The organism is Sulfurimonas sp., assembly GCF_023228785.1.
In the GTDB taxonomy this organism is placed as follows: domain Bacteria; phylum Campylobacterota; class Campylobacteria; order Campylobacterales; family Sulfurimonadaceae; genus Sulfurimonas.
Map to the genome: position 1 here is coordinate 14,924 of NZ_JALOAN010000008.1, position 24,285 is coordinate 39,208.

Below are 24,285 nucleotides of genomic sequence, written 5' to 3' on the forward strand. Positions count from 1 at the left end.
AACTCTAAAAGTAACCTTTAAACTTTGCTCATCTAAAGATATGATAGTATTTCATAAAATTAAAACCCTAAGATATAAAGGAAGTGTTGGTGCAACATCTCATAGAGCAAAACTGGCATAGTTTAGAAACTCAAAAGATTATAGATCTTTTTCAAAGTAATGAGAGAGATGGTCTTGGCTCACTTAGTATCAAGCATAAAGAAGAATTTTTTGGTAAAAATAAGTTAGAGCAAAAAGAGCAAGACTCTCAAGTTAAAAAGTTTTTCCTGCAGTTTCATAATGCTCTTATTTATATACTTTTAGGTGCATCTATCATCACTGCTTTTTTACATGAGTGGGTAGATAGTGGCGTTATATTTGGGGTTGTTATCATCAATGTCATTATCGGTTATATACAAGAAGCAAAGGCTCAAGAGGCAATAGACTCACTAAAAGAGATGATGCAAACAGGGGCTATAGTTATTAGAGATGGCAAAAAGAGAAGTATAGACTCAACAGACTTAGTTCCTGGAGATATAGTGATGCTAGAGTCTGGCTCAAAAGTGCCAGCAGATCTAAGACTCATAGAAGCTAGAGACTTAAAAGTAGATGAGTCAATGCTTACAGGAGAGTCACTTGCAACCCAAAAAAACATCCTAACTCACTCAGAAAATATCATCTTAAGTGATAGAAAAAATATGACTTTCTCTGGTACATTTGTAACTTATGGTCGTGCTAAAGGTATAGTAGTAGCTACTGCAAACCATACAGAGCTAGGGAAAATAGCTCATATGATCCAAAATACAACCGCCATAGATACCCCACTTACAAAAAAAATAGCATCCTTTTCTAAGTTACTCTTATATGTCATCCTAGCACTTGCTGCCTTTACTTTTTTAGTCGGAATACTTCAAGAAAACAGTGCAGTTGATACTTTTATGGCATCAGTCGCTCTTGCAGTTGGAGCTATCCCAGAGGGCTTACCAGCTGCGGTTACTATCACTCTAGCCATTGGAGTTTCACGCATGGCAAGTAAAAATGCCATTATAAGGAAACTACCAGCGGTTGAGACACTAGGAAGTGTTACTACAATATGTTCAGATAAAACAGGAACACTTACACAAAATAAAATGAGCGTTACCAATGTCTTTTGTGCAAGAGAGTCCTACGAAATAAGTGGAGATGGATATAACCCTGTTGGAGATATTTTAAAGGGTGGTGTAAAACAAGAGAGTTTCAACGTTGATTTAGTTGAAATTTTACAAGCTGGATATCTTTGCAATGAGTCTTACTTAGTAAACAAAGATGGAGTTTATGATATTAGTGGAGATCCAACTGAGGGCGCTTTGATAGTTAGCTCTTTAAAGTGTGGCTGGGATGAACATAGACTAAATAAATCATTTCCTAGAGTAGATCTCTTACCTTTTGAATCAGATAGACAATTTATGGCTAGTATCAACTTAGATGTGCAAAATGAGCAAAATATTATCTACGTTAAAGGCTCTATAGAAGTTGTGTTAAAGATGTGTGAATTTGAACTAGTTAACTCTCAAGCATTACCAATAGAAAAAGAGCAAATTTTAAAGCGCTTAAGTGAGTATGCAAGCAGAGGTTTAAGAGTTTTAGCTATGGCTAAAAAACCAACAAATTCTGAGCTGATTCAAGATTGTGAGCTAAAAGATGGCTTTGTATTTTTAGGGCTTCAAGCTATGATGGATCCACCAAGACAAGAAGCTATAGAAGCAGTCAAAGAGTCTAAAGAAGCTGGGATAAATGTCATTATGATAACAGGAGACCACTCACTTACTGCTTTTTCTATAGCTAAAATGATGTCAATAGTAAGTGAAGATGCAAAGTATGAAGATTCAACACTTTTAGGCTCTCAAATGCTAGATCTTAGCGATGAAGAATTAATAGAGAAACTAAAGAGTGTTAAAGTCTTTGCAAGAGTAGAACCAGAGCAAAAACTCCGCATTGTAGATGCTCTTCAAGCAAGAGGCGAGATAGTTGCCATGACTGGTGATGGAGTAAACGATGCACCAGCTCTAAAGCAAGCAGATATCGGCATAGCGATGGGTAGAAGCGGAACTGAGGTTGCAAAAGAAGCATCTGATATGATCTTAAGTGATGATAACTTTAGATCCATAGCTCTAGCCATAAAAGAAGGTAGGATAGTTTTTGACAATCTTATAAAGTTCATAACATGGACACTTCCAACAAACCTTGGAGAAGGACTTGTCATACTCTTAGCTGTAATGCTAGGTCTAACTCTTCCAATATTACCAGTTCAAATATTATGGATAAATATGTCAACTGCAATCTTTTTAGGAATGATGTTAATCTTTGAAGCAGGTGAAAAAGACATTATGAAAAGGCCGCCAAGAGATCCAAAAAAACCAATACTAAGCATGGAGATGATTCGTCAGATGTTAGTAGTTGGAGTCTATATGCTCATCGCATCTTATGGTATGTTTAACTATGCACTCTCAAGCGGTTATAGCGAGGAATATGCAAGAACTGTAGCTGTAAATATCTTCGTTTTTATTGAACTTTTTTACCTTTTCAACTGCAAAGAGTTACAACGTTCAGTCTTTAAAACAAATATCTTTAACAACTTATATCTACTTATAGGAGTTACTTTAATGGCTCTTATTCAAATCCTTTTTACTCACCTAGAGTTTATGAACACTATCTTTAAAAGTGAACCATTAGACATATCTACATGGGTAAAGATTATTATCATCGCTTTTGGTGTCATGTTTGTAGTTGAGATAAAGAGATACTTAGAGAGAAAAATTTTAAAAGGCTTTGGCGGTTGATGTAGAAATTATTGATTGGTTTTTAGGGGCATGATACTTAACAAAGTCCTTATTAATGAACATCTTGCTATTATTCGCTTAAATTTAAACTAAAAGAAAAACATAAAATATGGCACTAATAGACCTACAAAACATCTCCAAACACTACTCTGCTCAAAAGATTTTAATAGATGTGAATTTTCATGTAGATGAGGGTGAACGCATCGTAATCATAGGTAAAAATGGTAGTGGGAAATCTACTCTTATGAAGATAATTAATGGTTCACTCATGCAAGATGCAGGAGAGAGAATCACCAAGAGTGACTTAGAGATCAAAATGCTAGATCAAAGACCAAACTTTAAAGAGGGTCATAGTGTTAGAGAAGCTGTTGAAGATGGGCTTAGTGAGTTAAATGATGCCAAAAAAAGATATGACGAGCTCTCACTTCTTATAGCAGATGAGTATGAAAACAAAAAACTACTCGATGAGTATGAAAAACTCTCTAGTTATCTAGAGCACCATAACGCTTGGAATTTGGATGACAAAGTAGAGAGGATCATCCAACATTTTGATCTTGTGCAGTACGAGAGTAGACCAGTTGCACTTCTTAGTGGAGGCGAGCAAAGACGAGTCGCCCTAGCCTCTCTTTTACTTCAAAAACCAGATATTTTACTTCTTGATGAGCCTACAAACCACCTTGATGTCTACATGGTTGAGTTTTTAGAAGATCTCATTCTTAGAGAAAAATTTACACTTATTTTTATCTCTCACGACAGATATTTCATAGATAAAATCGCAACAAAAAGCATAGAGGTTGAAGACTGTTCACTTAGAGAGTATAGCGGTGGGTATAACGATTATTTGACTCAAAAAGAAGAGTACATAAGAACTCTTGCAAAGCAACATGAAAATCTTCTTGATGTACTAAAGAGAGAAAATGAGTGGTATGCAAGAGGTGTCCGCGCGAGGCTTAAGAGAAATGAGGGGCGAAAAGAGAGACTTATGACTCTTAGAGAAGATGCAAAAGTCAACCCTGCAAAGATCAAAAAGATGTCACTAGAGCTTCAAAGAGAGGCTAAGCACTTTAACCGAGACAAAAGCATTAACAAACAAAAGATGCTTTTTGAGGTAAAAAACCTCTACTTAACACTAGGAAGTAAAGAACTACTAAAAGACTTCTCAACTACCATACTTCAAAAAGATGTTATAGCCATAGTTGGACCAAACGGAAGCGGAAAATCTACTCTCTTAAAAGCACTTTTGGGAAGAATAGAGCCGACAAGTGGCGCTATTAAAATAGGTGAATTTAAAGTAGGTTACTTTGATCAACATCGTGAAATGCTAGACGATGACAAAAACCTCATAGAGACATTTTGTCCAAATGGTGGCGATAGAGTAAGTGTAAGAGGTAGAGATATGCATGTTTATGGATATCTTAAAAACTTCCTCTTTCCTAGAGAGTTTTTAGATAAAAAAGTAGGAACTCTAAGCGGTGGGGAGAAAAACCGCATAGCTCTAGCACTTCTTTTTACCAAAAATGTAGATATTCTCATTTTAGATGAGCCAACTAATGATCTTGATATTCCAACTATTAACATCTTAGAAGAGCAACTTACAAACTTTAGCGGTGCTGTAATTATTGTGAGCCACGATAGATACTTTGTAGATAAAATAGCAAAGAAACTTTTTATATTTAAAGATGACAAGCATATAGAAGAATCTTACCAACAATATAGCGAGTATTTAGAGCTTGAAAAAGAACTTAGTGAACTAGATCTGATGCAAAATGAGTCAACAAAAGTTAAAGAGACAAAAATTCAAAAAGAAGAAAAAACTAAAACATTAAAGCTTACTTTTAAAGAAAAAATTGCCTTAGAAAAACTACCTCTTGAGATTGAAGATCTAGAAAAGTTAATGGAGAAAAAGAACGAATGTTTAGCAGATCCAAAATGTTATGAAGAGATTGGCATAACAGCACTAGCAGCTGAACTTGAAAAACTAGAAGAACTTTATGAGCAAAAAATTGAAGAATTACTAACTATACAAGAAAAAGAAGAAGAGATAGAGTCGCTTTAGGTATGAGAGATTCATACCTAATTTTTACTATTGCTTAGACTCTTTTAGAGTGTCAGCAATTAAAAATGCTAACTCTAAAGATTGGTTTGCATTTAGTCTTGGGTCACAGTGAGTGTGGTAGCGAGAGCTTAGATCTTCTTCTGTTACCATAAAAGATCCACCAATACACTCAGTTACATTTTTACCAGTCATCTCTAAGTGAACTCCGCCAGCTATTGTTCCCTCAGCACGGTGAACTTGGAAGAATTGCTTCATCTCAGTTAGAACTGCATCTACTGGGCGAGTTTTAAAATTAGTTGATGATTTTATAGTATTTCCATGCATTGGATCACAGCTCCACAACACATTTATACCCTCTTTTTCAACTGCACGGATTAGTTTTGGCATACCCTCAGCCACTTTATTTGCACCCATTCTAACTATGATATTTAGTCTTCCTGCTTCATTTTCTGGGTTTAACTTTTCACATAGTCTTATGAGATCTTCTGGATCCATACTAGGACCTGCTTTTACGCCTATTGGGTTTTTTACACCACTTAAGTACTCAACATGAGCACCGTCAAGTTGACGAGTTCTGTCGCCAATCCAAAGCATGTGTGCAGATGTGTCGTACCAATCGCCACTTAGGGAGTCTTTTCTAGTAAAAGCCTCTTCATAAGGGAGTAGAAGTGCCTCATGTGAGATATAAAAATCTGTCTCGCCTAAGCTTCTAAATGTCTTAGAGTTTATTCCACAAGCTTGCATAAACTTTAGTGAGTTTTCTATCTCTTGAGCTAGTTGTTCAAACTTTTGCGAAATCTCAGTTTTGTTGGTAAATGCTAAATTCCACTTGTGAACTTGATGCAAATCTGCCATTCCACCAGTTGCAAATGCACGAAGTAGATTTTGTGTAGCTGCTGCTTGGTTATAAGCTCTGATCATTCTTTGTGGATCTGGAGTACGAGCCTCAGCAGTGAATTCCATACCATTTATAATGTCACCACGGTAAGAATCAAGTGTAACACCATCAAGTGTTTCTGTGTCGCTTGAGCGAGGTTTTGCAAACTGACCACCAACGCGACCAACTTTTACAACAGGGACACCGCCCGCATAAGTCATAACTACTGCCATCTGCATTAGTGCTTTAAATGTATCTCTAATACCATCAGCATGAAACTCACTAAAACTCTCAGCACAATCTCCACCTTGAAGTAAAAATGCTTTTCCCTCAGCTGCATCTGCTAACTGACCTTTTAATCTTTTTGCTTCACCTGCAAAAACTAAAGGAGGATAGTTTTCTAACTCTTTTAAAACTCTCTTTAGCTCATCTTGATCTGGATAAGTTGGTTGCTGTAATATTGGTTTTTCTCTCCAACTTTTTGGATTCCAAGTACTCATTATAAAACCTTAAATATATATTTTTTTGTTATTTTACACAAAAAATCTTAAAAAAGCTCTGACTTAAAGACCAATGTGGTGCTTTACACTTATAGTGAAAGTTTTTTTTATGCTTAGATAAGTATAATACCACAATATTTTAACTAGGATATCTCTAATGCAAAAAGATGAACTTATATCTCTGGCAAATGAAATGTGTAAAGAACTCTCAACCATTATCGACCAGCAAGAGAGTGCATCAAAAGAGCAAATAGCAAACTACCTAAGAGAATCTGCTCAGATCATCATGGATATAGACAATAAAGATATCACTAGTAAGGGTTTTGTAGAGTCTCTTTTTCACAATGCTTATAAAGAAATAGCAGACAAAAGCCTATCTTCATATGCAAACACAAACCAAAATATAGAAAAGCTTACAAAACTTCATGAAAAAACTCTTGTAGAGTGCAATACTCAGCATATAGATCTGCCATCGCTTACAACTAAGTTCAATGAAATTCAATTGCACATGAGCGATGAAGTAAAAAAAGCAAATGAAATAATAACTCAACTTACAACTCAAGTTAAAGTTCTAGAAGAGAAGTCAAACCTTGACTCTCTTACAAAAGTCTACAACAGACGAGCCTTATCTTCACATCTAAAAATGCTCTGTTCTAACGGTGATCTTCCTTATGAGTTTCACCTACTCATCTTAGATATAGATGACTTTAAAAGTATCAACGATAAACATGGTCACTTAGCTGGGGATAAGGTTTTAATCTTTATAGCAAATATTTTTAAAAAGACTCTAAGAGACGGTGATAAAGTATTTAGATATGGCGGTGAAGAGTTTGTGATCATTCTAAACCGTATTGATGATGAGCACTGCCTAAAAATCACAAAAAGACTTCTTGACATTGTTAGATCAAACAAACTTATTTACAAGGGTGAAGGGCTAAGAGTTACTATGAGCGTAGGTGTAACAAAATATAGTTCAGGAGACACTCCAGACTCCATCATAGCAAGAGCTGACAAGGCTCTTTATAAAGCTAAGAGTAGTGGCAAAAATCAAATGGTTTCGGAAAAGAAGTAAATGGAATTTAATTATTTTGACTTAGTAGCATCAGTTATCATACTTTTGCTTGGTTTAAAGGGGATAATAAACGGATTTTTCAAAGAGATTTTTGGTCTTATTGGAATCATCGGAGGTATTTTTGTTGCATCTCGCGTTGGAGATAGCGTCGGTAAAGCTTTGAGTGATGCAATCTTCAAACTTGACAATAGTGCAGCTATAAGCTTTTTAGGTTTTTTAGTAACGCTTGGTGTTTTTTGGGTTTTTATGATCATGATAGGCTATATCTTTAAAAAATTAAGTTTGCTAAGTGGGTTAGGAATTTTTGATAGAATCTTTGGGTTTGTCTTTGGGGCAAGTAAATTTTTCCTAATAGCTGCGGTAATTGCTCATGCTGCTTATAGTATAAAAGCTGTAAAAACTACCATAGAAGAACCTATGCAAAACAGCTTCTTATTTCCTGCTCTAGTTGCTACTGGTGCTTTTATCATGAAGCTAGATCCAGTTGAGATAAGTGATGATATAAACCAAAATATTGATAAAGTGACTAAACAAGTAACAGATAAGGTAAATTTGGAAGTAGAGCAAAACATAAAAAAATCTACTAATGAAATAGTTGAAAGAACTAAACAAGAGCTAGAAAATAAGCTTGAGATAAAGGATGAAAATGTCAAGAGTAACAACTGATTTTGATGATAGAACCATCGAATACGAGCAACTTTTAAAAGATTTTAAAGCACTTCTTAAAAAGAACTCTTTAAAGTTTACTATTCAAAGAGAAGTTATTTTAGAGACTCTTTATAACTCAGATGAACATCTAACTCCAGAGTCTTTGCATCATCTCATACAAGAGAAATTTCCAGATCTAAATACAGGAATAGCTACAGTTTATAGAACCCTATCTCTACTTGAAGACTCAAAGATGGTAACTTCACTATCTTTTGGTGCTCAAGGCAAAAAGTACGAGCTAGGAGCCAAAGAGCACCATGATCACTTTATATGTACTGAGTGTGGTGACATTGTGGAGTTTGTGGATGAAGAGATAGAAAAAAGACAACACATCATTGCAGATGAGTTAAACTTTAAGATGCAAGATCACTCTATGCAGATCTATGGCATCTGCCAAACATGTCAAGCTAAAGAATAGTAAGAAAAAACAAAGGAAAAAAATTGGCTTTTGAGAACAAACTTATACAACAAAGAATAGAAAAAGCAAAAATATTAAAAGATGCTGGATACAATCCATATGCTAATGATAATGCTAGAAGTACAACTATAAAAAAATATTTATATGTAAACTCAGATATAGAAGAAAAAGAGAACAAGAGAGATGAAAAACGACACTACTGTGTTAGTGGAAGAATAAAGTTTTTTAGAATGATGGGAAAAGCAAGTTTCATCAAGATCGAAGATGAAAGCGGAATGCTTCAAATTTATGTAGCAAGAGACAATCTTGCTGAAGGTTTTTACAATGATTTTTTCAAAAAACATTTTGAAGTTGGAGATATAGTTGAAGTTGGTGGTTTTCCTTTTATCACAGGTCAAGGTGAACTATCTCTCCATGCTACAGAAGTAAAAATGTTAACTAAAGCTATATCACCACTGCCTGAAAAATTTCACGGAGTAACTGATAAAGAGATTAGATATAGAAAAAGATATCTTGATCTTATCATGAATAATGATGCTAGAAAAACATTCACAATTCGCTCTCGTGTCATATCTTTAACTCGTCACTTTTTTGAAAACAAAGGCTTTTTAGAAGTAGAGACTCCTATGATGCATCCAATCCCCGGTGGGGCAAATGCGAAACCTTTTGTTACGCATCATAACGCTCTAGGCATTGACAGATACCTAAGAATAGCTCCTGAACTTTACTTAAAAAGACTTATAGTTGGTGGTTTTGAAGCAGTTTTTGAGATAAATAGAAACTTTAGAAATGAAGGTATGGACGCTACTCACAATCCTGAGTTTACTTCTATAGAGTTTTACTGGGCTTATAAAAACTATAAAGACCTTATAGAGATTACAAAAGAGTATTTTCGATATCTTTTTGAACATCTTAGTCTTCCAACTATTCTTCCATATGGAGATTTAGAAATAAACTTTGATAAATTTAGCGAGATCCCACTACTAGAGTCTCTTGTAACGATTGGTGAAGTTCCTCCAGAGATTATAAAAGACAAAAAAAGTATTGTAGAGTATTTAAGTGCAAGAAATTTTCCTGTAAAAGCTGAGATGACTCTAGGTCAACTTCAAGGTGAACTCTTTGATGCTTTTGTTGAGAAAAAACTTATCAACCCTACTTTTATAACAGAATATCCAGTTGAAATATCTCCACTTGCAAGAAGAAGTGATAAAAACTTAGATGTTACAGAGAGATTTGAACTTTTTATTGCTGGTCGTGAGATCTCAAATGCTTTTAGTGAGTTAAATGATCCTGTAGATCAATATGAGAGATTTAAAGCTCAAGTTGAAAATAAAGATGCTGGAGATGATGAAGCTCATGAAATGGATGAGGATTTTATCGAAGCACTAAGCTATGGAATGGCACCGTGCGCTGGACAAGGTATAGGAATGGACAGACTTGTGATGCTACTCACAAATGAGCACTCTATTAGGGATGTACTTCTTTTTCCTGCTATGAAACCTATAATAAACGAAGAAAAAGTCTCTGATGAAGATGCTTTAATTTAATAATAATACGAAGGAATAAATATGAGTTTTTTAAAAGAGTTTGACAAAGAGATATTTGATCTTTGCGAAAAAGAGTTAGAGCGTCAAAGTGACCACTTAGAGATGATTGCATCAGAGAACTTCACACTTCCAGCAGTTATGGAAGCTATGGGTTCAGTATTTACTAACAAGTATGCAGAAGGCTATCCAAACAAGAGATACTATGGCGGTTGTGAGTATGCTGATGGCGTTGAGCAGTTAGCAATAGATAGAGTTTGTGAGCTATTTGGATGTAAATTTGCAAATGTTCAACCTCACTCAGGAAGCCAAGCAAATGCTGCTGTTTATGCAGGCTTACTAAAGGCTGGAGATAAGCTTTTAGGTATGGATCTAAGTCATGGTGGTCACTTAACTCATGGTAGCAAACCTAGCTTTTCTGGACAAAATTATTCTAGTTTTACTTATGGTGTTGAGCTTGATGGTCGTATGGATTATGATAAAATCATGGAAATTGCAAAAGCTGTTAAACCAAAGATCATAGTTTGTGGGGCTTCAGCTTATGCTAGAGAGATAGACTTTAAAAAGTTTCGTGAGATTGCTGACGCGGTAGGTGCTATTATGTTTGCAGATATCGCTCATGTGGCTGGTTTAGTAGCAGCTGGTGAGCATCCAAGTCCATTTCCTCACGCTCATGTAGTAACAACCACTACACACAAAACACTAGCAGGTCCTCGTGGTGGTGTCATTATGACAAATGATGAAGAGATAGCTAAGAAGATGAACTCGGCAATATTTCCAGGGCTTCAAGGTGGACCACTTGTTCATGTTATCGCTGCAAAAGCTGTTGGTTTTAAGTATAACTTATCTCCTGAGTGGAAAGAGTATGCAAAGCAAGTTAAAACTAATGCTAAAATCTTAGGTGAAGTTATGATGAAGAGAGGCTACGATGTAGTATCGGGCGGAACTGACAACCACCTTATCTTAGTATCTTTTGTTGGCCGTGAGATTAGCGGTAAAGATGCAGATGCTGCACTAGAAAATGCTGGTATTACTATAAACAAAAACACAGTTCCAGGCGAAATGAGAAGTCCATTTGTAACTTCTGGTATTCGTATAGGATCAGCTGCTCTTACGAGTCGTGGTATGAAAGACAAAGAGTTTACATTTATCGCAAACAAAATAGCTGATGTTTTAGATGACATTAATAACACTAAACTTCAAGAGTCTATAAAAGAAGAGTTAAAAGCATTGGCTCAAGGTTTTATAATCTATAACCAATCAACATATTAAAAACTTATAAAATAAAATTAAAGGAATTTATTTGACTGCTATGGATTTAAAACTTATTAAGATGGTAAGTGATCACTACTGGGTAAAGAGTGATAGCGTTGTAAGTAAACTATCTTACAAAGGTAGAACTTTTTACAATAAGTTTGAAAAAGTAGATGCTCCCTTGACGCAGTCTGTAATCAACCAACATATCAAAGGTGAAATAACTGTAGCTCACTCTTTGGTAAACTCTCATAACAAAGTAGAAAACATAGTAATTGACTACAATGGAAGAGATCCTGAGAGATTTTATCATAGAACTCAACTTCTTCTTCGTGAAGAGGGTTATATAAACTTTACAGCCTATCAGACAAAAACAGAGGGGCATCTTCATGTTTATATACATAAGGGTCATACAACTCTTCAAGAAGCTATTCAACTTGGAAAGATGATATCTATGAAGTTAGCAGCTAAACAACCAAAACAGTGGAGAATGTATCCTAATGCAGATATGCCAGAGGAGTACAACATATTAACGCTTCCTTATGAGGTTTATGCCAAAGAACGAGGGGCTTCTTGGTCGAAACATATGTAATGTTTTGATAAATGAGATATAATTAAATACAAAATTTTGGTATTATAAGTGCTAGTAAACTTTTAAAGGTTATATTATGAATGAAAAAAATGAACTAAATGATATTATATTAAACAGAGGTAGTTCTGCTAGCTCAAATAAAAAGATTATTTTAGCCGTAGCTACCTTAGGTGTTATTCTTATTATTGTTGTGATGCTTATGAGTACTCTCACGCCTGATGCAAAAGAGAATCTACCACAGCCTATACCACTTCCACAAGAAGAGATCTCTACAGTTGAAAAACCTCAAGAAGAACCACTTTTTGAAGAGGTAGAAGTTATTCAAGAAAATAGTGATGATAACCTCGATCAGATTGCTCAAAGATTAAAGCAACAATCTCAAGAGAGCAAAGAAGCTATAAAACCTGTTGAGCCTAAAAAAGAAGAAGCCAAAGTAGCTCCTAAAGTTGAGCCTAAAGTGCAAAAAGAGACTAAAGCACAAACTCCAGTGTCAAGTACTGAAAACGCCTACTATGTTCAGGTCGGTTCTTTTTCAAAATATGCACCAAATAAGAAGTTTTTAGACTCCATCTTAGCTCAAGGATATAGATATAAATTTCATAAAGTAGCAAAAGGTTCTACTGTTTTAAACAAAGTACTAGTAGGTCCTTTTTATACTGAAAAAGAAGCAAGAGCTGCACTTAGAACTATTAGAAGCAATATAGAAGCTGGTGCTTTTTTAACTAAACTGTAATGATATATTCTAAACAATTTATACTAGATCAGCTAGCACCTATTGCAGTTTACTCTAAATTAAAGAGCATTTTCAGAGGTGAGATCTCTTACCTTTTTGAAAGTGCTGGGCAAAGTGATGGCAACTATAGTTTTATCTGTATCGGAGCTAGAGAGAGACTTCAATACATAAACGATCAAACACTCTATACTGATACAACTGGCAAAGTAAATAAACTAACACAAAATCCTTTTGAATTTTTAAAAGAGTACTATAAAAAAATAGATACTAAAAAATATAAAGAGGCTACAAGTGAGTTACAGGTAGGCTTTGTTGATGGTTTTATCGGCTATGTTGGTTACGACATGGTTAAAGTTTTTGAACCAAAACTAAAAAGCCATATGAATGATCTTATAGATGAGTTAAATACACCAGATCTAGATCTCATACTTCCAAAACTTATCTTAGTATATTCACATAAAAATCATCAGATCACTATACTTAGCACACTAGAAGAGTTAAGCAGAGAGTTTAACTCCATAGAGACTAAACTAAAAAGTTCTTACGAATATGTCAACATGATAAAAAATGAAGGCACAGATAAAGGAACTTTTGCTCACACCAAGAGCCGGTTTTTTAAGATGATAGAAGACTCTAAAGAGATGATAAGAAGCGGTGATGTTTTTCAAATCTTAATGACAAACCGCTTTACAAGAAATATAAAAGTTGACCCTTTTAGTTTTTATAGAATCCTTAGAACTAAAAATCCATCTCCATATATGTTTTTACTAGAGTATGATGATTTTAATATTGTAGGAAGTTCACCTGAGGTGATGGTAAGACTTAGTGATGGAAAACTTCTTTTAAGACCAATTGCAGGAACTAGAAAAAGAGGTGATACAAAAGAGAGAGATAAAGAGCTAGAACTTGAACTTTTAGCAGATCCAAAAGAGCTAGCAGAGCATCTTATGCTTATAGATCTAGGTCGAAACGATGTGAGTCGTGTAGCTAAGACTGGAAGTGTAAAAGTTGAAGATATGATGCATATAGAGAGGTTTTCTCATGTTATGCATATAGTCTCAGATGTAACTGCAACTCTTGATGATGGCAAAGATATGTTTGACCTTTTTATGGCTACATTTACCGCAGGAACAATGACAGGCGCACCAAAAATAAGAGCTATGGAACTTATAGCAGAGTACGAGGGGATAAAAAGAGGCTTTTATAGTGGAAGTGTTGGCTATTTTGGTTTTGATGGCAATATGGATAGTGCCATAACTATACGAACTGCCCTTGTTAAAGAGAATAAAGTTGTACTTCAAGCTGGTGCTGGAGTTGTAGCAGATAGTCAAAACGAACTAGAATACCTAGAGGTTAAAAATAAACTTGGCGCCCTAGTCTCTTCGCTAGAAGATCTAGACTAAATGAGGCTCTTTGCAATTTTTGGCGATCCTGTATCGCACTCTCGCTCTCCACTTATGCACAACTCCGTTTTTAAGGCTCTTAATTACAAAGCTTGTTACACAAGAGTTAATCTAGTAGATGGCTCAAAACTAAAAGAGACTTTTTTTGCTCTTAAACTTAGTGGTGCAAATGTTACAGTCCCTCATAAAGAAGAAGCTTTTAGAGCTTGTGATGAAGTTAGAGGTTTTGCAAAAACTGTAGGTGTAGTAAACACTCTTATAAATGAAAATGGCAAACTCATAGGCTATAACACAGATGCTGATGGTTTTATGTTTGCTATAGAAGAGTTTGGCTCGATTCAAAAGGTATTGATCCTAGGAGCTGGCGGAACTGCAAAAGCTCTTGCATCTAGGTTTTTACAAGATGGTATTAAAGTTAGTGTTTTAAACAGAAGTGAGAAAAGACTCTCTTACTTTAGTGAGATTGGTTGTGAGATCTCAAGTTGGGATAGTTATAAAAGTAAAGACTACGACTTAGTTGTAAATACAACAAGTGCGGGGCTAAAAGATGAAGAACTCCCTGCTCCAAAAGAGATGCTAGAAGAAATTTTAACTAAAACCTCATTTGTTGCAGATGCCATCTATGGAAAACTAACTCCATTTTTAACTCTTGCAAAAGAGCACAATATCACTTACAAAGATGGAGCCGATATGCTACTTGGTCAAGGTATTTTAGCAAACAAACTTTTTGTAAATAAAGAACTAAACAAAAAAGATATAAAAACTCATATGCAAAGAAGTTTTGAACTTTAATTACAAAATTATATTAAATATAAACCCTACAAAAAGTATCGCACTTCCAACTGTAGTAAAAAATATAACAATTAATTTGGTACTTAAAACTCTCTTTAGTATCATGGCTTCTGGAAGACTCAAAGCTACAACTGCCATCATAAAGCTAAGAGCAGTTCCAAGGAGCATCCCTTTTTGAGTCAAAACTTCAACAAGTGGCAACATTCCAGCCGCACTTGAGTACATCGGAATCCCCATAACAACAGCAACTATAGGTGCATACCACACATCTCCACCTGCGTATTTGGTTATAAAATCTGTGGGAACATAACCATGAATAAAAGCTCCTATAGCAATACCTACAATTACATAGATATAAATCTTCTTAAATATATCCATAGTATCATTCCAAGCTTCACTCATTTTTAGTTTAAAAAGAGTTTGATTAGATGCTTCTTTAGCACTACTGCAACAGGCTGCTTTTACCTCAAGTAAAACTTCTTTTTCTAGATTCATGCTTCCAATAATAAGACCAACTACAATAGCAATACTCAGTGAAAATCCAATATAAAGTAGCGTAATTTTTAATCCAAACAAAGAAAAAAGAAGAGCAATAACTACAGCATCACTAAGAGGTGCAGAAATAAGATAACTAAAAGTGACTCCTAAAGGGATTCTTGCCTGCAAGAAACCCAAAAACAGAGGGATAGCGCTACATGAACAAAAGGGAGTTAACATCCCAAAAAGAGCGGCAAAGATATGTCCGACAATCTTATTTTTACCACTAATATAATCTCTTACCCTCTCAATAGGAAAATAACTTCTTAAAAGTGTTACAGCGTAGACTATAGCGATGAGCAGTATAAAGATTTTTATAGTGTCAAAGAGAAAAAAATGTAAAGCTTCTCCCAAGTGACTAACCCTATCAAAACCTAAAAGTTCAAAAATTATATAAGCACTAAAACTCTCCCAAAGACTAAACATATATTACTCCTAAACTTATCCATGTTATTTTCTTTTAAAAATTGAAGTGTAGCATATATTTATCATTATATCAACATATGTAGATATAGTAATTTAGTTTAAGATAAGGAATATACTTTCTTTTAGTTATAATTTTCCCATGAATAGATTTATGAAAATAGCTTATGATGAAGCAGTTAATGGAATGATGAAAAATGAGGGCGGACCTTTTGGTGCAGTTATTGTAAAAGATGATAAAGTAATCTCAGTAGCTCATAATAGTGTCTTAACAAGTAATGATCCAACCGCTCATGCAGAGATAAATGCCATAAGAGATGCAAGTAAAATTTTAGGCACTTTTGAGCTTAATGATTGCATACTTTATACAAGTTGTAAACCATGCCCTATGTGCTTAGGAGCTATTTTTTGGGCAAGAATCCCGATTGTTTATTATGGAGCAAATGAAGAAGATGCAGCTAATGGTGGATTTGATGATAAACGCTTCTATGAGATGATAAAAGGCAAAAACACAGATGTCAAGCTCTTAGAGTTAGATGCTAAAGAAAACGCTAAACTCTTTGATATGTGGCTTAAGAAAAGCGATAGAGAGATCTATTAATAAAGATAAATTGAACCTTCTGAACAATTGAATTAGATCCTGAATTAAGTTCAGGATGACGTCCTCACCGTCATTCTGCGCTTGACACGGAATCTAGTTTATATATTAATCAGAGAGTTCAATTATAATAAGAGCCTTTGTAAGTTGTAAAATACAAAAGCTACTTTATAATTTTTTCAACTCTTCTTCTACTACTTTAAGATTTGGTTCTCTCGCATGTTTTAGTAGTACATAAACTATTACAGCAAAAAGAACTATCATAAGACCTGTAAAGATTACTGGTACATCTTTTAAAACAACATAAGTCACTATCAATATTGAGAGAAGTGTAGGAAATTCATTGTAAGCACGAAAAAACTTTCCATTTTTTGTGCAAGTTTTAGTAAGTAATTGCTTACGATAATGATTCATAGATAGGTCATACCAAACAAGAAGTAACACTACTGCTATCTTTGCATAAGCCCAAACTCCCGTATCAAAAAGATTGGGATTTAGAGTAAACATCACAATTCCACTGATAACAGTTGCTATCATAGCTGGCATATCAATATACTTGTAAAGTTTATACTCTTGAATCTCAACAACTTTCACATAATCAGGCTTATCACTATTTTCTACATGATAAACAAAAAGCCTCGGCAGATAAAAAAGCCCTGCCATCCATGACATAAATGCCATAATATGAAAAATCAAAATATATTGATAAAATTCCATTACACTCCCTTATTATTAATATTATATTTTACCATATCAAAACAAAAGTTGCGTCTTAAAATAGTGAAAGTTTTATCTCATTTAAGGTAAATTATTCTTTACTATAAAATTTGTTGTTTTACTGTGTTATAATCATTTTTTTAACAAAAAGGCTAAATTATGATGAATTATTTTTTGCGTCAAGTTCAACTTTGGGGAGAAGATACTCAAAACTCCTTACAAACAAAAAAGATAGCTATAGTAGGCTCTGGTGGCTTGGGAAGTTCTTTAGCATTTGCACTAGGTTCAAGTGGTATAGGTGAGATACATATGATAGACTTTGATGATGTTACAACCCACAACTTGCATCGCCAAATTGCTTTTAAGGTTGGAGATGAAGGTAAAAATAAAGCTAGAATAAATGCAGATCTTATACAACAGAGATGTCCTTTTGTAAAAGCCGTGTCTCATGAGTGCAGACTTGAAGAGTTTTGCAAAAAAGAAGTAGAGCTAGATCTCATTATTGATGCGACTGACAATCTTCCAACTAGAGGCGAGATAAGTGACTTTGCTATGAGTAAAAATATACCTTGGATTTATGGAAGTGTTGAAGCATATCATGGACAAGTCTGTTTTTTTGAAAAAGCTTCTTATAGAGATTCGTTTAAGATAAATGATAAAAAACCTGAAGGGATCACGGCACCAATAGTTATGCACATTGCATCTCTACAAGCAAATATTGCGTTAAGATATTTAGCAGGACTAAGTGTTAAGAAAGATTTGCTTTATTATTTGTTTTTTAATGATGAAGGCGAGCTAATCACTCAAAAATTTTCACTTCCTAAGTAACAAGCTCTTTAATATATAACCTTATTTTTGTGTCATGCTGTAGATAGATGACTGAGAGTTAAGTTTAACTCTAAGATTTTCAGCTTCTTTTTGAGTTATCTGATGAAGATTTAGTGCTTCTTGGATAACTTCTTGTGAAAGATAAGTGTGTTGCATAATCTGTACCTCCTTATAATAAGTATAAAATTATAGAATGTTTTTTATAAATTTAAAGTAAAATAAAACAACTATTTTTATTAAATGACGCAATTAAAAGACATCCCTTAAAAACTTAGTTATTTTCTTAAGAAAACTTTAAAGACTCTCTTATACATTTCAGATATAATTGCGAAAATCTACAAAATATGAGAAATATATGAATTTTGAACCATATCCATTTGAAAAACTAAATGATTTACTAAAAAATATAATACCAAATCCAAAATTTACTCCATCAACTCTTACCATTGGCGAACCTCAAAGAAATACTCCCTCATTTATACAAGATAAACTTTGCAAAGATTCAACCCTTTTGAGAAAATATCCTAAGACATCAGGTGAAGCTGAGCTAAGAGATGCTCAAAGACTTTTTGTTAAAAAGCGTTTTGGAGTTGAACTTAAAGACGCAGAGATTATCCCAACATTTGGAACTCGTGAAGTACTTTTTAACTTCCCTCAGTTTTTTCTTTTTGACAAAAAAGAGCCAACTATAGCTTTTACAAACCCATTCTACCAGATCTACGAAGGTGCAGCAATAGCTTCAAGAGCTAAGATAGTTCATATAAATATGGATGAAACAAATGACTTCAAACCTCAAATAGATGAGAACGCACTTAGTAAATGTAATCTTGTCATCATAAATTCGCCAAACAACCCTACTGGTTCTACTCTTTCGCTAGAAGAACTGGTAAAGTGGGTAAAATTAAGCAAAAAACACAACTTTGTTCTTATAAATGATGAGTGTTATAGTGAAATATATACTAACGAGAAGATTCCCTCATTATTAGAAGCGGCTGTTATCGCTAATAATAGCGAGTTTAAAAATATCTTAGTAGTAAACTCTATTTCAAAACGTTCATCAGCTCCAGGACTTCGTTCAGGGTTTATGGCTGGAGATGCAGAGATTTTAAAAGATTATATGAAGTATAGAACTTATGTTGGTTGTGCTTCACCTCTTCCTCTTCAAAGTGCAGCAGCTATTGCTTGGAGTGATGAAGAACATGTAAACTGTGCTAGGGAGATGTACAAAGAAAACTTTGAAATTGCAAATGAGATATTGGGTACTAAAATCCCAAAAGCGACCTTTTATCTTTGGCTTAAAATAAAAAATCCACTCGAATTTACTAAAAAACTCTACAAAGAATATAACGTAAAAGTTCTACCTGGTGAGTATTTGGCAAGAGAAGGTACTGATGGTGTAAACCCTGCAAAAAAGTATATAAGAATAGCATTAGTAGAATCCCCAGAGATGACAAGAGATGCACTAAGTAGAGTAAAGGAATGTTTAGTATGAAGCAAGATGAGTTAAAAAAAGAAGTATTAAAAGCACAACAAAATGGAGATATAGCATCACTTTATGTATTAGAAAAAAGAGCTGAAGAATTTTTTGATGAAGATGAGCTTCAAGCGTTTTATGCAAACATCTTAGATTTGGCACTTGAGAGACTAACTGATGCACTTGAATCTCATAGACATATGGATATAAATGAAGTTCAAGATTTTGCAACACTAAGAGCTCTATATGAATATGCAATGGAGCATTATAGCTCTGGATCTAACGCCGATGCTGGAGCTTTGTTTGAAGTTCTTAGTGGACTCACTTCTGATAAAGAGTTTTCATATTCACTAAAATTTCACTACATTGCAGCACAAGCAGAGATCAATTTTGATGATTTTTTATATAAAATAGCAGATATGGATGCTACTCAAAAAGCTGAAAAATTCTATATAAATACTTTTACAAAAGAGGCACAAAATTTGCTAAGTAACTCTCAAAGTGATGGGAGTAAGAAATGAAAATACATTTTATTGGAATAGGCGGAATTGGTATATCAGGACTTGCTCAATACATGCACTACAAAGGTCACAAAGTCAGTGGATCTGATATTTCAGACACCGTTATCACAAAAAAACTTCGTGATTTGGGTATAAAAGTCACAGTTGCACATAATAGTGATGCTATAAATGACCAAGATCTAGTTATTCACTCAGCTATTATTCGCCCAGACAATCCAGAAATAGTGGCTGCAAAAGAAAAAGGTATAGAGGTTTTAGCTCGCCGTGAAGCCCTACTTCAAATACTAAACACTTCAAAAGTCTACTCTGTCGCTGGTGCTCATGGAAAGAGTACTACTACTGCAATTTTAACAGCTATCATGGAAGGTTCTGCAATTATCGGTGCAGAGTCAAAAGCCTTTGGTTCAAATGTACGCTACGATGCAACAAATGATGTCATGCTCTTTGAAGCAGATGAGAGCGATGGAAGTTTTGTAAATTCAAACCCTCACTGCGCTATTGTCATAAATGCTGAGCCTGAACATATGGAATATTATGACTACAATTTTGAACTCTTTTATGACTCATATAAAACCTTTATAAATTCAGCACCTTGTCGTGTTTTAAATGCAGAAGATCCATTTCTTGCTACTCTAATAGATGAGATAGATGCAAATTGGCTATATCCAAGTCGTGATATAAAAAATATAGAATTTGTTCTTATAAATGATGAGCCTCACACAAGATTTACTCTTAAAGATCTAGGTTCATTTGACGTTTGGGGCTTTGGAAAGCATATAGCACTTGATGCATCTCTTGCAATTTTAGCAGCTCATGAGTCTATGGAGATAGAAAAAATCAGAGAAAATCTTTTAAACTTTAAAGGTATAAAAAAACGCTTTGATATAGTTGCAACAGAGCTCAATAGCGTTATTATAGATGATTATGGACATCATCCAACAGAGATTAAAGCTACTTTTGAGTCAGTAAAAGAGTATGCTCAGCTCAAAGGTTTTGATAGGATCACGGCTATTTGGCAACCGCACAAATACTCTAGAACAATTGACAATCTTGAAGAATTTATAAAATGTTTTGAAGGAGTTGCCGAACTTATCATTCTTCCTGTTTGGTCGGCTGGAGAAGCTCCAAGAGATATAGACTTTAAAGAGAAGTTTAAAGGCTACAACCTAACAATGGCGGACACTATCACAAGAGCGAATAATAATATTAGCGTTATAAAAGACAAAGAAACACTAAAAACTCTAGACAAAGGTCTCATCATCGGTTTTGGTGCTGGAGATATAACTTATCAGATAAGAGGTACTGCTTAATGGCATATATTGCTGGACTTGTAATTGTAGGACTTTTCTTTTTAGTTCTACACTATTTTACAGAACTCAACAAACATCAAAAAATCATTATCACTATTGTAGTATTTAGTATTGTTCTAGGAGCCGTTACATTTAACGCTTACTCCAATGCAAAAAGAGACAAAATGTTAAATGTGGTCATGAAATTTAACCAAGGTAAAACTGTAAATTGCAATGGCGTGGATGTAAACAGTACAAATTACACTATTAGTATTGGAACTTATACTTTTATAGGTAAAGAAAACACCCCTAATTATGGGCAGATGATAAGTGCATCTACTTGCGAGTAGTTAAAATTTCAAATTTAACTACGCTTTTCATTTTTTTCAGGTATACTACTGCCAATGAAAGATGATTCGAGTTACATCTTTAGACTGCTTTGCATTGACGACTTTGTGTTACCAGTATAATTCACCTAAAAATAAGACTTCATATTAGATTTTCAACCACCTCAGGGTGTAATTAAACATAAAGGATTTACAATGGCAGCATTAGTAAATGGAACAGTTAAATGGTTCAATAGCGAAAAAGGTTTCGGTTTTATCGAGCAAGAAGATGGTGGTAAAGATGTATTTGTACACTTCCGTCAAGTTAATAGCAATGGTTACGATCGTGTTTCACTAAACGAAGGTCAAAAAGTTACTTTCGAAATAGGTCAAGGCGAAAAAGGTCCACAAGCAGAAAACGTTACAGGTCTGTAATTTTTCTACATATTGAGTAGATTTTCTACTCAATATCTTCTACAAAACTTCTCTAAAATCAACTTTTATTTTTTATAACATTCTTTTTCCATCACTCTCAGATCCAATAATAAAAATTCAGCTAAAATTCTACTAATAAAGTAACAGATTAGGTAAAATATAAATAATGTCCATAAACAAAACTTCAAAAATAGATAGACTAATAGAACAACTAGATCTCTTTGAGCATATAGAGCAGTTTAAGAGCTTTTTTGCAAGAGAGAGTTCTCTCTACATCGAAGGTGACCAAGAGTTACATTTTAAATATATTAAAGCACTAGATGCACTAGAGTTTAAAGCTCCTCCTAAAGTAGCAGACTTTCTCAACATTAAAGCTCATCTTAAAAAAAGAGGCGTACTTAATTTTGAGCAAATTTTTGAGATAATAAAAATTGTTAGATATTTCAACTACTTTAAAAATCGTGAGTTTGGGGGAATAATCGGCGAGTGGATGGACAAAATAGAAGTTCATGAAAAATTTTCAGAAGTTGAGAAGTACTTTAGAGTTGATGGTCTTTTTGATGAGAACTTAGATGAGATGCTCTTTGGTTTATCTAAAAGAATAAAAGAGCATAAAAACAATATGAGTGAATCCATGAGAAGGCTCATGTCAAGTTCTAAACTTTCAGGATATTTGGTAGATACTCAGATTCACTTAGTAAACAACGAAGAAGCTCTTTTAGTTCGTGGTGGATTTAACCATGTATTAAAAGGTGCGGTAGTTGGAAGAAGTAGTGGTGGATTTTTTTACGTCTCACCTGATAACATCTTAAAATCAAAAGAGCAGATTCGTTTTATTGAGCAAGAGAGAGAGACTATATTTTACACTTATGCAAAAGAGTTCTCTAGCATTCTTAGCGAGCTTTTGCCATTTATAAACTTTATAGATAAAGAGTTTACTAAGTTTGATAACTATCAAGCTAGAGTTCTTTTTGCAAAGAGTAAAAATCTTCAGCTTATAAAAAGTTCAAAAAACGACTCTAAAATCATTCTAAAAGACTTCATCCACCCTGCCCTACATAAAGCTAAACCATTAAGCGTAGATTTTAGTAAAAACATACTTATGATAACTGGTGTAAATGCTGGTGGAAAGACAATGCTTCTTAAATCCATTCTAGCATCTGCATTTATGGCAAAGTACCTCATTCCAATGGCATTAAATGAGCATAAGTCTAAAATTGGAAGTTTTAAGAGCGTCCAAGCCATTATAGATGATCCACAAAATGTTAAAAATGACATCTCTACTTTTGCTGGTCGTATGCAAGAGTTCTCAAAAATCTTTGAACACAAGTCTGCATTAGTAGGCATAGATGAGATAGAGCTTGGTACAGATAGTGACGAGGCTGCAGCTCTTTTTAAGGTTATACTAGAAGATCTAATCAAACGAGGACAAAAGGTAGTTGTTACAACTCACCATAAACGCTTAGCAGCTCTAATGGCAGATCGAGACGATGTTGAGCTTATGGCTGCACTGTATGATGAAGAGCAGAGAGTTCCAACATATGAATTTATGCAAGGCATTATCGGTAAGAGCTACGCTTTTGAGACAGCTCTTAGATATGGGATCTCAAACACTATAGTAAATGAAGCAAAAAATGTTTATGGAGATAATAGTGAGAGACTAAATCTCCTGATAGAGAGAGGTTCAGAGCTTGAGCGAGAATTAAAACAAAAACATAAAAAAGTAGATGAAAAACTTGATGAGCTAAGGCTAAAAGAACTTGACTTAAAAGCTCAAAGAGAGAAGTTAAGCGCAGAACTACAAAAAGATAAACAAGAGTTGAGACTCACCTATGAAATAGCGATAGATGAAGCAAAAAAAGCCGCAAAAGCAGGTGATACAAAAGCCATTCATAGAGCTATGAGTAAGGCAAATGAGAACTTACCAAAAAAGAAGACTGAACCTAGCTTAAACAACCATGTTTATAAAATCGGTGACTTTATCAAATATAGGAATAATAAAGGTAGCATAATCTCTATAAAAGATAAAAAAGAAGCTCTCATTGAAGTTGGTGGTATGAGGCTTCGTGTAAAAACTAAAGATCTCAAACCAACTAAAAATATATATGTAAAACCAGAAGCAACTGTAAGGGTAAGCGTTGAGAAAAAGGCTGGTTTGAAGTGTGATCTTCATGGTATGAGAGCCACCGAGGCTGAGGAGACACTAGATAAGTTTCTATCAGATGCACTACTTAATGGCTGGGATGAAGTCATAGTCTATCACGGTATAGGAACAGGAAAACTCTCATATGCTGTAAAAAACTTTCTCAAAGCGCACCCTAAAGTTAAAAAGTTTGAAGATGCACCACAACATATGGGTGGATTTGGTGCAAAAATAGTTACTCTTTAAA

General features: G+C 34.4%; 23 protein-coding genes. 19 read left to right on the plus strand and 4 right to left on the minus strand.

The features are described from left to right. Positions 1 to 89 precede the first annotated feature (89 nt). Positions 90 to 2,798, plus strand: coding sequence for a cation-transporting P-type ATPase (locus M0Q24_RS03130; RefSeq protein WP_295047129.1), 2,709 nt, complete (start codon positions 90 to 92; stop codon positions 2,796 to 2,798). A gap of 109 nt (positions 2,799 to 2,907) precedes the next feature. Continuing rightward, complete coding sequence (abc-f, locus tag M0Q24_RS03135; protein WP_295047131.1) at positions 2,908 to 4,854, plus strand: ribosomal protection-like ABC-F family protein; 1,947 nt, start codon at positions 2,908 to 2,910, stop codon at positions 4,852 to 4,854. Between the two features lie 27 nt (positions 4,855 to 4,881). Here abc-f and M0Q24_RS03140 read toward each other — a convergent pair whose 3' ends face one another. Next, a complete protein-coding gene (locus M0Q24_RS03140) occupies positions 4,882 to 6,234 on the minus strand; it encodes a class II 3-deoxy-7-phosphoheptulonate synthase (RefSeq protein WP_366934170.1) in 1,353 nt (450 codons plus the stop codon). A 154-nt stretch (positions 6,235 to 6,388) separates the two neighbouring features. Between M0Q24_RS03140 and M0Q24_RS03145 the strand changes: the two genes are divergently transcribed. From M0Q24_RS03145 to M0Q24_RS03185, 9 genes are all read left to right on the plus strand, one after another. Further along, positions 6,389 to 7,303: a GGDEF domain-containing protein gene (locus tag M0Q24_RS03145; RefSeq protein ID WP_295047137.1), complete on the plus strand. Its 915-nt coding sequence runs from the start codon at positions 6,389 to 6,391 to the stop codon at positions 7,301 to 7,303. After that, on the plus strand, positions 7,304 to 7,969 hold the full coding sequence (locus M0Q24_RS03150; RefSeq protein ID WP_295047140.1) for a CvpA family protein: 666 nt from the start codon (positions 7,304 to 7,306) through the stop codon (positions 7,967 to 7,969). Continuing rightward, entirely contained in the window at positions 7,950 to 8,429 is a 480-nt protein-coding gene (locus tag M0Q24_RS03155; RefSeq protein WP_295047143.1) for a Fur family transcriptional regulator, read from the plus strand. The genes M0Q24_RS03150 and M0Q24_RS03155 overlap by 20 nt, the downstream gene beginning before the upstream one ends. A 23-nt stretch (positions 8,430 to 8,452) precedes the next feature. Continuing rightward, the gene (gene lysS / locus M0Q24_RS03160) at positions 8,453 to 9,976 is read left to right on the plus strand and encodes a lysine--tRNA ligase (protein WP_295047146.1); all 1,524 of its coding nucleotides are present in this window, start codon (positions 8,453 to 8,455) and stop codon (positions 9,974 to 9,976) included. Between the two features lie 21 nt (positions 9,977 to 9,997). Continuing rightward, entirely contained in the window at positions 9,998 to 11,245 is a 1,248-nt protein-coding gene (locus tag M0Q24_RS03165; RefSeq protein ID WP_295047149.1) for a serine hydroxymethyltransferase, read from the plus strand. 31 nt (positions 11,246 to 11,276) lie between these two features. After that, positions 11,277 to 11,819 (plus strand): DUF1882 domain-containing protein, encoded by a 543-nt coding sequence (locus tag M0Q24_RS03170; RefSeq protein ID WP_295047152.1) that lies wholly within the window; start codon positions 11,277 to 11,279, stop codon positions 11,817 to 11,819. Between the two features lie 76 nt (positions 11,820 to 11,895). Continuing rightward, entirely contained in the window at positions 11,896 to 12,552 is a 657-nt protein-coding gene (locus M0Q24_RS03175) for an SPOR domain-containing protein (RefSeq protein ID WP_295047153.1), read from the plus strand. Continuing rightward, positions 12,552 to 13,955 (plus strand): anthranilate synthase component I family protein, encoded by a 1,404-nt coding sequence (locus tag M0Q24_RS03180; protein ID WP_295047155.1) that lies wholly within the window; start codon positions 12,552 to 12,554, stop codon positions 13,953 to 13,955. Before M0Q24_RS03175 ends, M0Q24_RS03180 begins: the two co-directional genes overlap by 1 nt. Then, positions 13,956 to 14,747, plus strand: coding sequence for a shikimate dehydrogenase (locus tag M0Q24_RS03185; RefSeq protein WP_295047157.1), 792 nt, complete (start codon positions 13,956 to 13,958; stop codon positions 14,745 to 14,747). It abuts the gene before it with no gap. On the opposite strand, the gene M0Q24_RS03190 is transcribed toward M0Q24_RS03185, so the two are convergent. After that, complete coding sequence (locus tag M0Q24_RS03190) at positions 14,748 to 15,710, minus strand: permease (RefSeq protein WP_295047159.1); 963 nt, start codon at positions 15,708 to 15,710, stop codon at positions 14,748 to 14,750. 151 nt (positions 15,711 to 15,861) lie between these two features. On the opposite strand from M0Q24_RS03190, the gene M0Q24_RS03195 reads away from it, so the two are divergent. Next, positions 15,862 to 16,308, plus strand: a complete 447-nt coding sequence (locus tag M0Q24_RS03195; RefSeq protein WP_295047161.1) for a nucleoside deaminase — start codon at positions 15,862 to 15,864, stop codon at positions 16,306 to 16,308. Between the two features lie 165 nt (positions 16,309 to 16,473). Here M0Q24_RS03195 and M0Q24_RS03200 read toward each other — a convergent pair whose 3' ends face one another. Next, positions 16,474 to 17,022 carry a CopD family protein gene (locus M0Q24_RS03200; protein WP_295047162.1) on the minus strand — a complete coding sequence of 183 codons (549 nt, stop codon included), beginning with the start codon at positions 17,020 to 17,022 and terminating at the stop codon, positions 16,474 to 16,476. A gap of 159 nt (positions 17,023 to 17,181) precedes the next feature. On the opposite strand from M0Q24_RS03200, the gene M0Q24_RS03205 reads away from it, so the two are divergent. After that, positions 17,182 to 17,850, plus strand: a complete 669-nt coding sequence (locus M0Q24_RS03205) for a ThiF family adenylyltransferase (protein ID WP_295047164.1) — start codon at positions 17,182 to 17,184, stop codon at positions 17,848 to 17,850. A gap of 21 nt (positions 17,851 to 17,871) precedes the next feature. On the opposite strand, the gene M0Q24_RS03210 is transcribed toward M0Q24_RS03205, so the two are convergent. Continuing rightward, complete coding sequence (locus M0Q24_RS03210) at positions 17,872 to 18,006, minus strand: hypothetical protein (RefSeq protein WP_295047167.1); 135 nt, start codon at positions 18,004 to 18,006, stop codon at positions 17,872 to 17,874. A 199-nt stretch (positions 18,007 to 18,205) separates the two neighbouring features. Between M0Q24_RS03210 and M0Q24_RS03215 the strand changes: the two genes are divergently transcribed. The 6 genes from M0Q24_RS03215 to M0Q24_RS03240 all read left to right on the plus strand — a co-directional run bounded on the left by M0Q24_RS03215 (position 18,206) and on the right by M0Q24_RS03240 (position 24,284). After that, complete coding sequence (locus tag M0Q24_RS03215) at positions 18,206 to 19,342, plus strand: succinyldiaminopimelate transaminase (protein ID WP_295047170.1); 1,137 nt, start codon at positions 18,206 to 18,208, stop codon at positions 19,340 to 19,342. After that, positions 19,339 to 19,845, plus strand: a complete 507-nt coding sequence (locus tag M0Q24_RS03220; RefSeq protein ID WP_295047173.1) for a hypothetical protein — start codon at positions 19,339 to 19,341, stop codon at positions 19,843 to 19,845. The genes M0Q24_RS03215 and M0Q24_RS03220 overlap by 4 nt, the downstream gene beginning before the upstream one ends. Continuing rightward, positions 19,842 to 21,155: a UDP-N-acetylmuramate--L-alanine ligase gene (murC, locus tag M0Q24_RS03225; RefSeq protein ID WP_295047176.1), complete on the plus strand. Its 1,314-nt coding sequence runs from the start codon at positions 19,842 to 19,844 to the stop codon at positions 21,153 to 21,155. The genes M0Q24_RS03220 and murC overlap by 4 nt, the downstream gene beginning before the upstream one ends. Further along, positions 21,155 to 21,484, plus strand: a complete 330-nt coding sequence (locus M0Q24_RS03230; protein WP_295047179.1) for a hypothetical protein — start codon at positions 21,155 to 21,157, stop codon at positions 21,482 to 21,484. Before murC ends, M0Q24_RS03230 begins: the two co-directional genes overlap by 1 nt. A 192-nt stretch (positions 21,485 to 21,676) precedes the next feature. Next, complete coding sequence (locus tag M0Q24_RS03235) at positions 21,677 to 21,895, plus strand: cold-shock protein (protein ID WP_021288045.1); 219 nt, start codon at positions 21,677 to 21,679, stop codon at positions 21,893 to 21,895. A gap of 166 nt (positions 21,896 to 22,061) precedes the next feature. Then, positions 22,062 to 24,284, plus strand: coding sequence for an endonuclease MutS2 (locus tag M0Q24_RS03240; RefSeq protein WP_295047185.1), 2,223 nt, complete (start codon positions 22,062 to 22,064; stop codon positions 24,282 to 24,284). Position 24,285 lies beyond the last annotated feature (1 nt).

Coding starts and splice junctions, on each gene's coding strand:
- abc-f (WP_295047131.1), top strand. CDS start 2,908: ATGGCACTAATAGACCTACAAAACATCTCCAAACACTACTCTGCTCAA.
- M0Q24_RS03145 (WP_295047137.1), top strand. CDS start 6,389: ATGCAAAAAGATGAACTTATATCTCTGGCAAATGAAATGTGTAAAGAA.
- M0Q24_RS03150 (WP_295047140.1), top strand. CDS start 7,304: ATGGAATTTAATTATTTTGACTTAGTAGCATCAGTTATCATACTTTTG.
- M0Q24_RS03155 (WP_295047143.1), top strand. CDS start 7,950: ATGTCAAGAGTAACAACTGATTTTGATGATAGAACCATCGAATACGAG.
- M0Q24_RS03165 (WP_295047149.1), top strand. CDS start 9,998: ATGAGTTTTTTAAAAGAGTTTGACAAAGAGATATTTGATCTTTGCGAA.
- M0Q24_RS03175 (WP_295047153.1), top strand. CDS start 11,896: ATGAATGAAAAAAATGAACTAAATGATATTATATTAAACAGAGGTAGT.
- M0Q24_RS03180 (WP_295047155.1), top strand. CDS start 12,552: ATGATATATTCTAAACAATTTATACTAGATCAGCTAGCACCTATTGCA.
- M0Q24_RS03185 (WP_295047157.1), top strand. CDS start 13,956: ATGAGGCTCTTTGCAATTTTTGGCGATCCTGTATCGCACTCTCGCTCT.
- M0Q24_RS03190 (WP_295047159.1), bottom strand. CDS start 15,710: ATGTTTAGTCTTTGGGAGAGTTTTAGTGCTTATATAATTTTTGAACTT.
- M0Q24_RS03195 (WP_295047161.1), top strand. CDS start 15,862: ATGAAAATAGCTTATGATGAAGCAGTTAATGGAATGATGAAAAATGAG.
- M0Q24_RS03200 (WP_295047162.1), bottom strand. CDS start 17,022: ATGGAATTTTATCAATATATTTTGATTTTTCATATTATGGCATTTATG.
- M0Q24_RS03205 (WP_295047164.1), top strand. CDS start 17,182: ATGATGAATTATTTTTTGCGTCAAGTTCAACTTTGGGGAGAAGATACT.
- M0Q24_RS03210 (WP_295047167.1), bottom strand. CDS start 18,006: ATGCAACACACTTATCTTTCACAAGAAGTTATCCAAGAAGCACTAAAT.
- M0Q24_RS03215 (WP_295047170.1), top strand. CDS start 18,206: ATGAATTTTGAACCATATCCATTTGAAAAACTAAATGATTTACTAAAA.
- M0Q24_RS03220 (WP_295047173.1), top strand. CDS start 19,339: ATGAAGCAAGATGAGTTAAAAAAAGAAGTATTAAAAGCACAACAAAAT.
- murC (WP_295047176.1), top strand. CDS start 19,842: ATGAAAATACATTTTATTGGAATAGGCGGAATTGGTATATCAGGACTT.
- M0Q24_RS03230 (WP_295047179.1), top strand. CDS start 21,155: ATGGCATATATTGCTGGACTTGTAATTGTAGGACTTTTCTTTTTAGTT.
- M0Q24_RS03235 (WP_021288045.1), top strand. CDS start 21,677: ATGGCAGCATTAGTAAATGGAACAGTTAAATGGTTCAATAGCGAAAAA.
- M0Q24_RS03240 (WP_295047185.1), top strand. CDS start 22,062: ATGTCCATAAACAAAACTTCAAAAATAGATAGACTAATAGAACAACTA.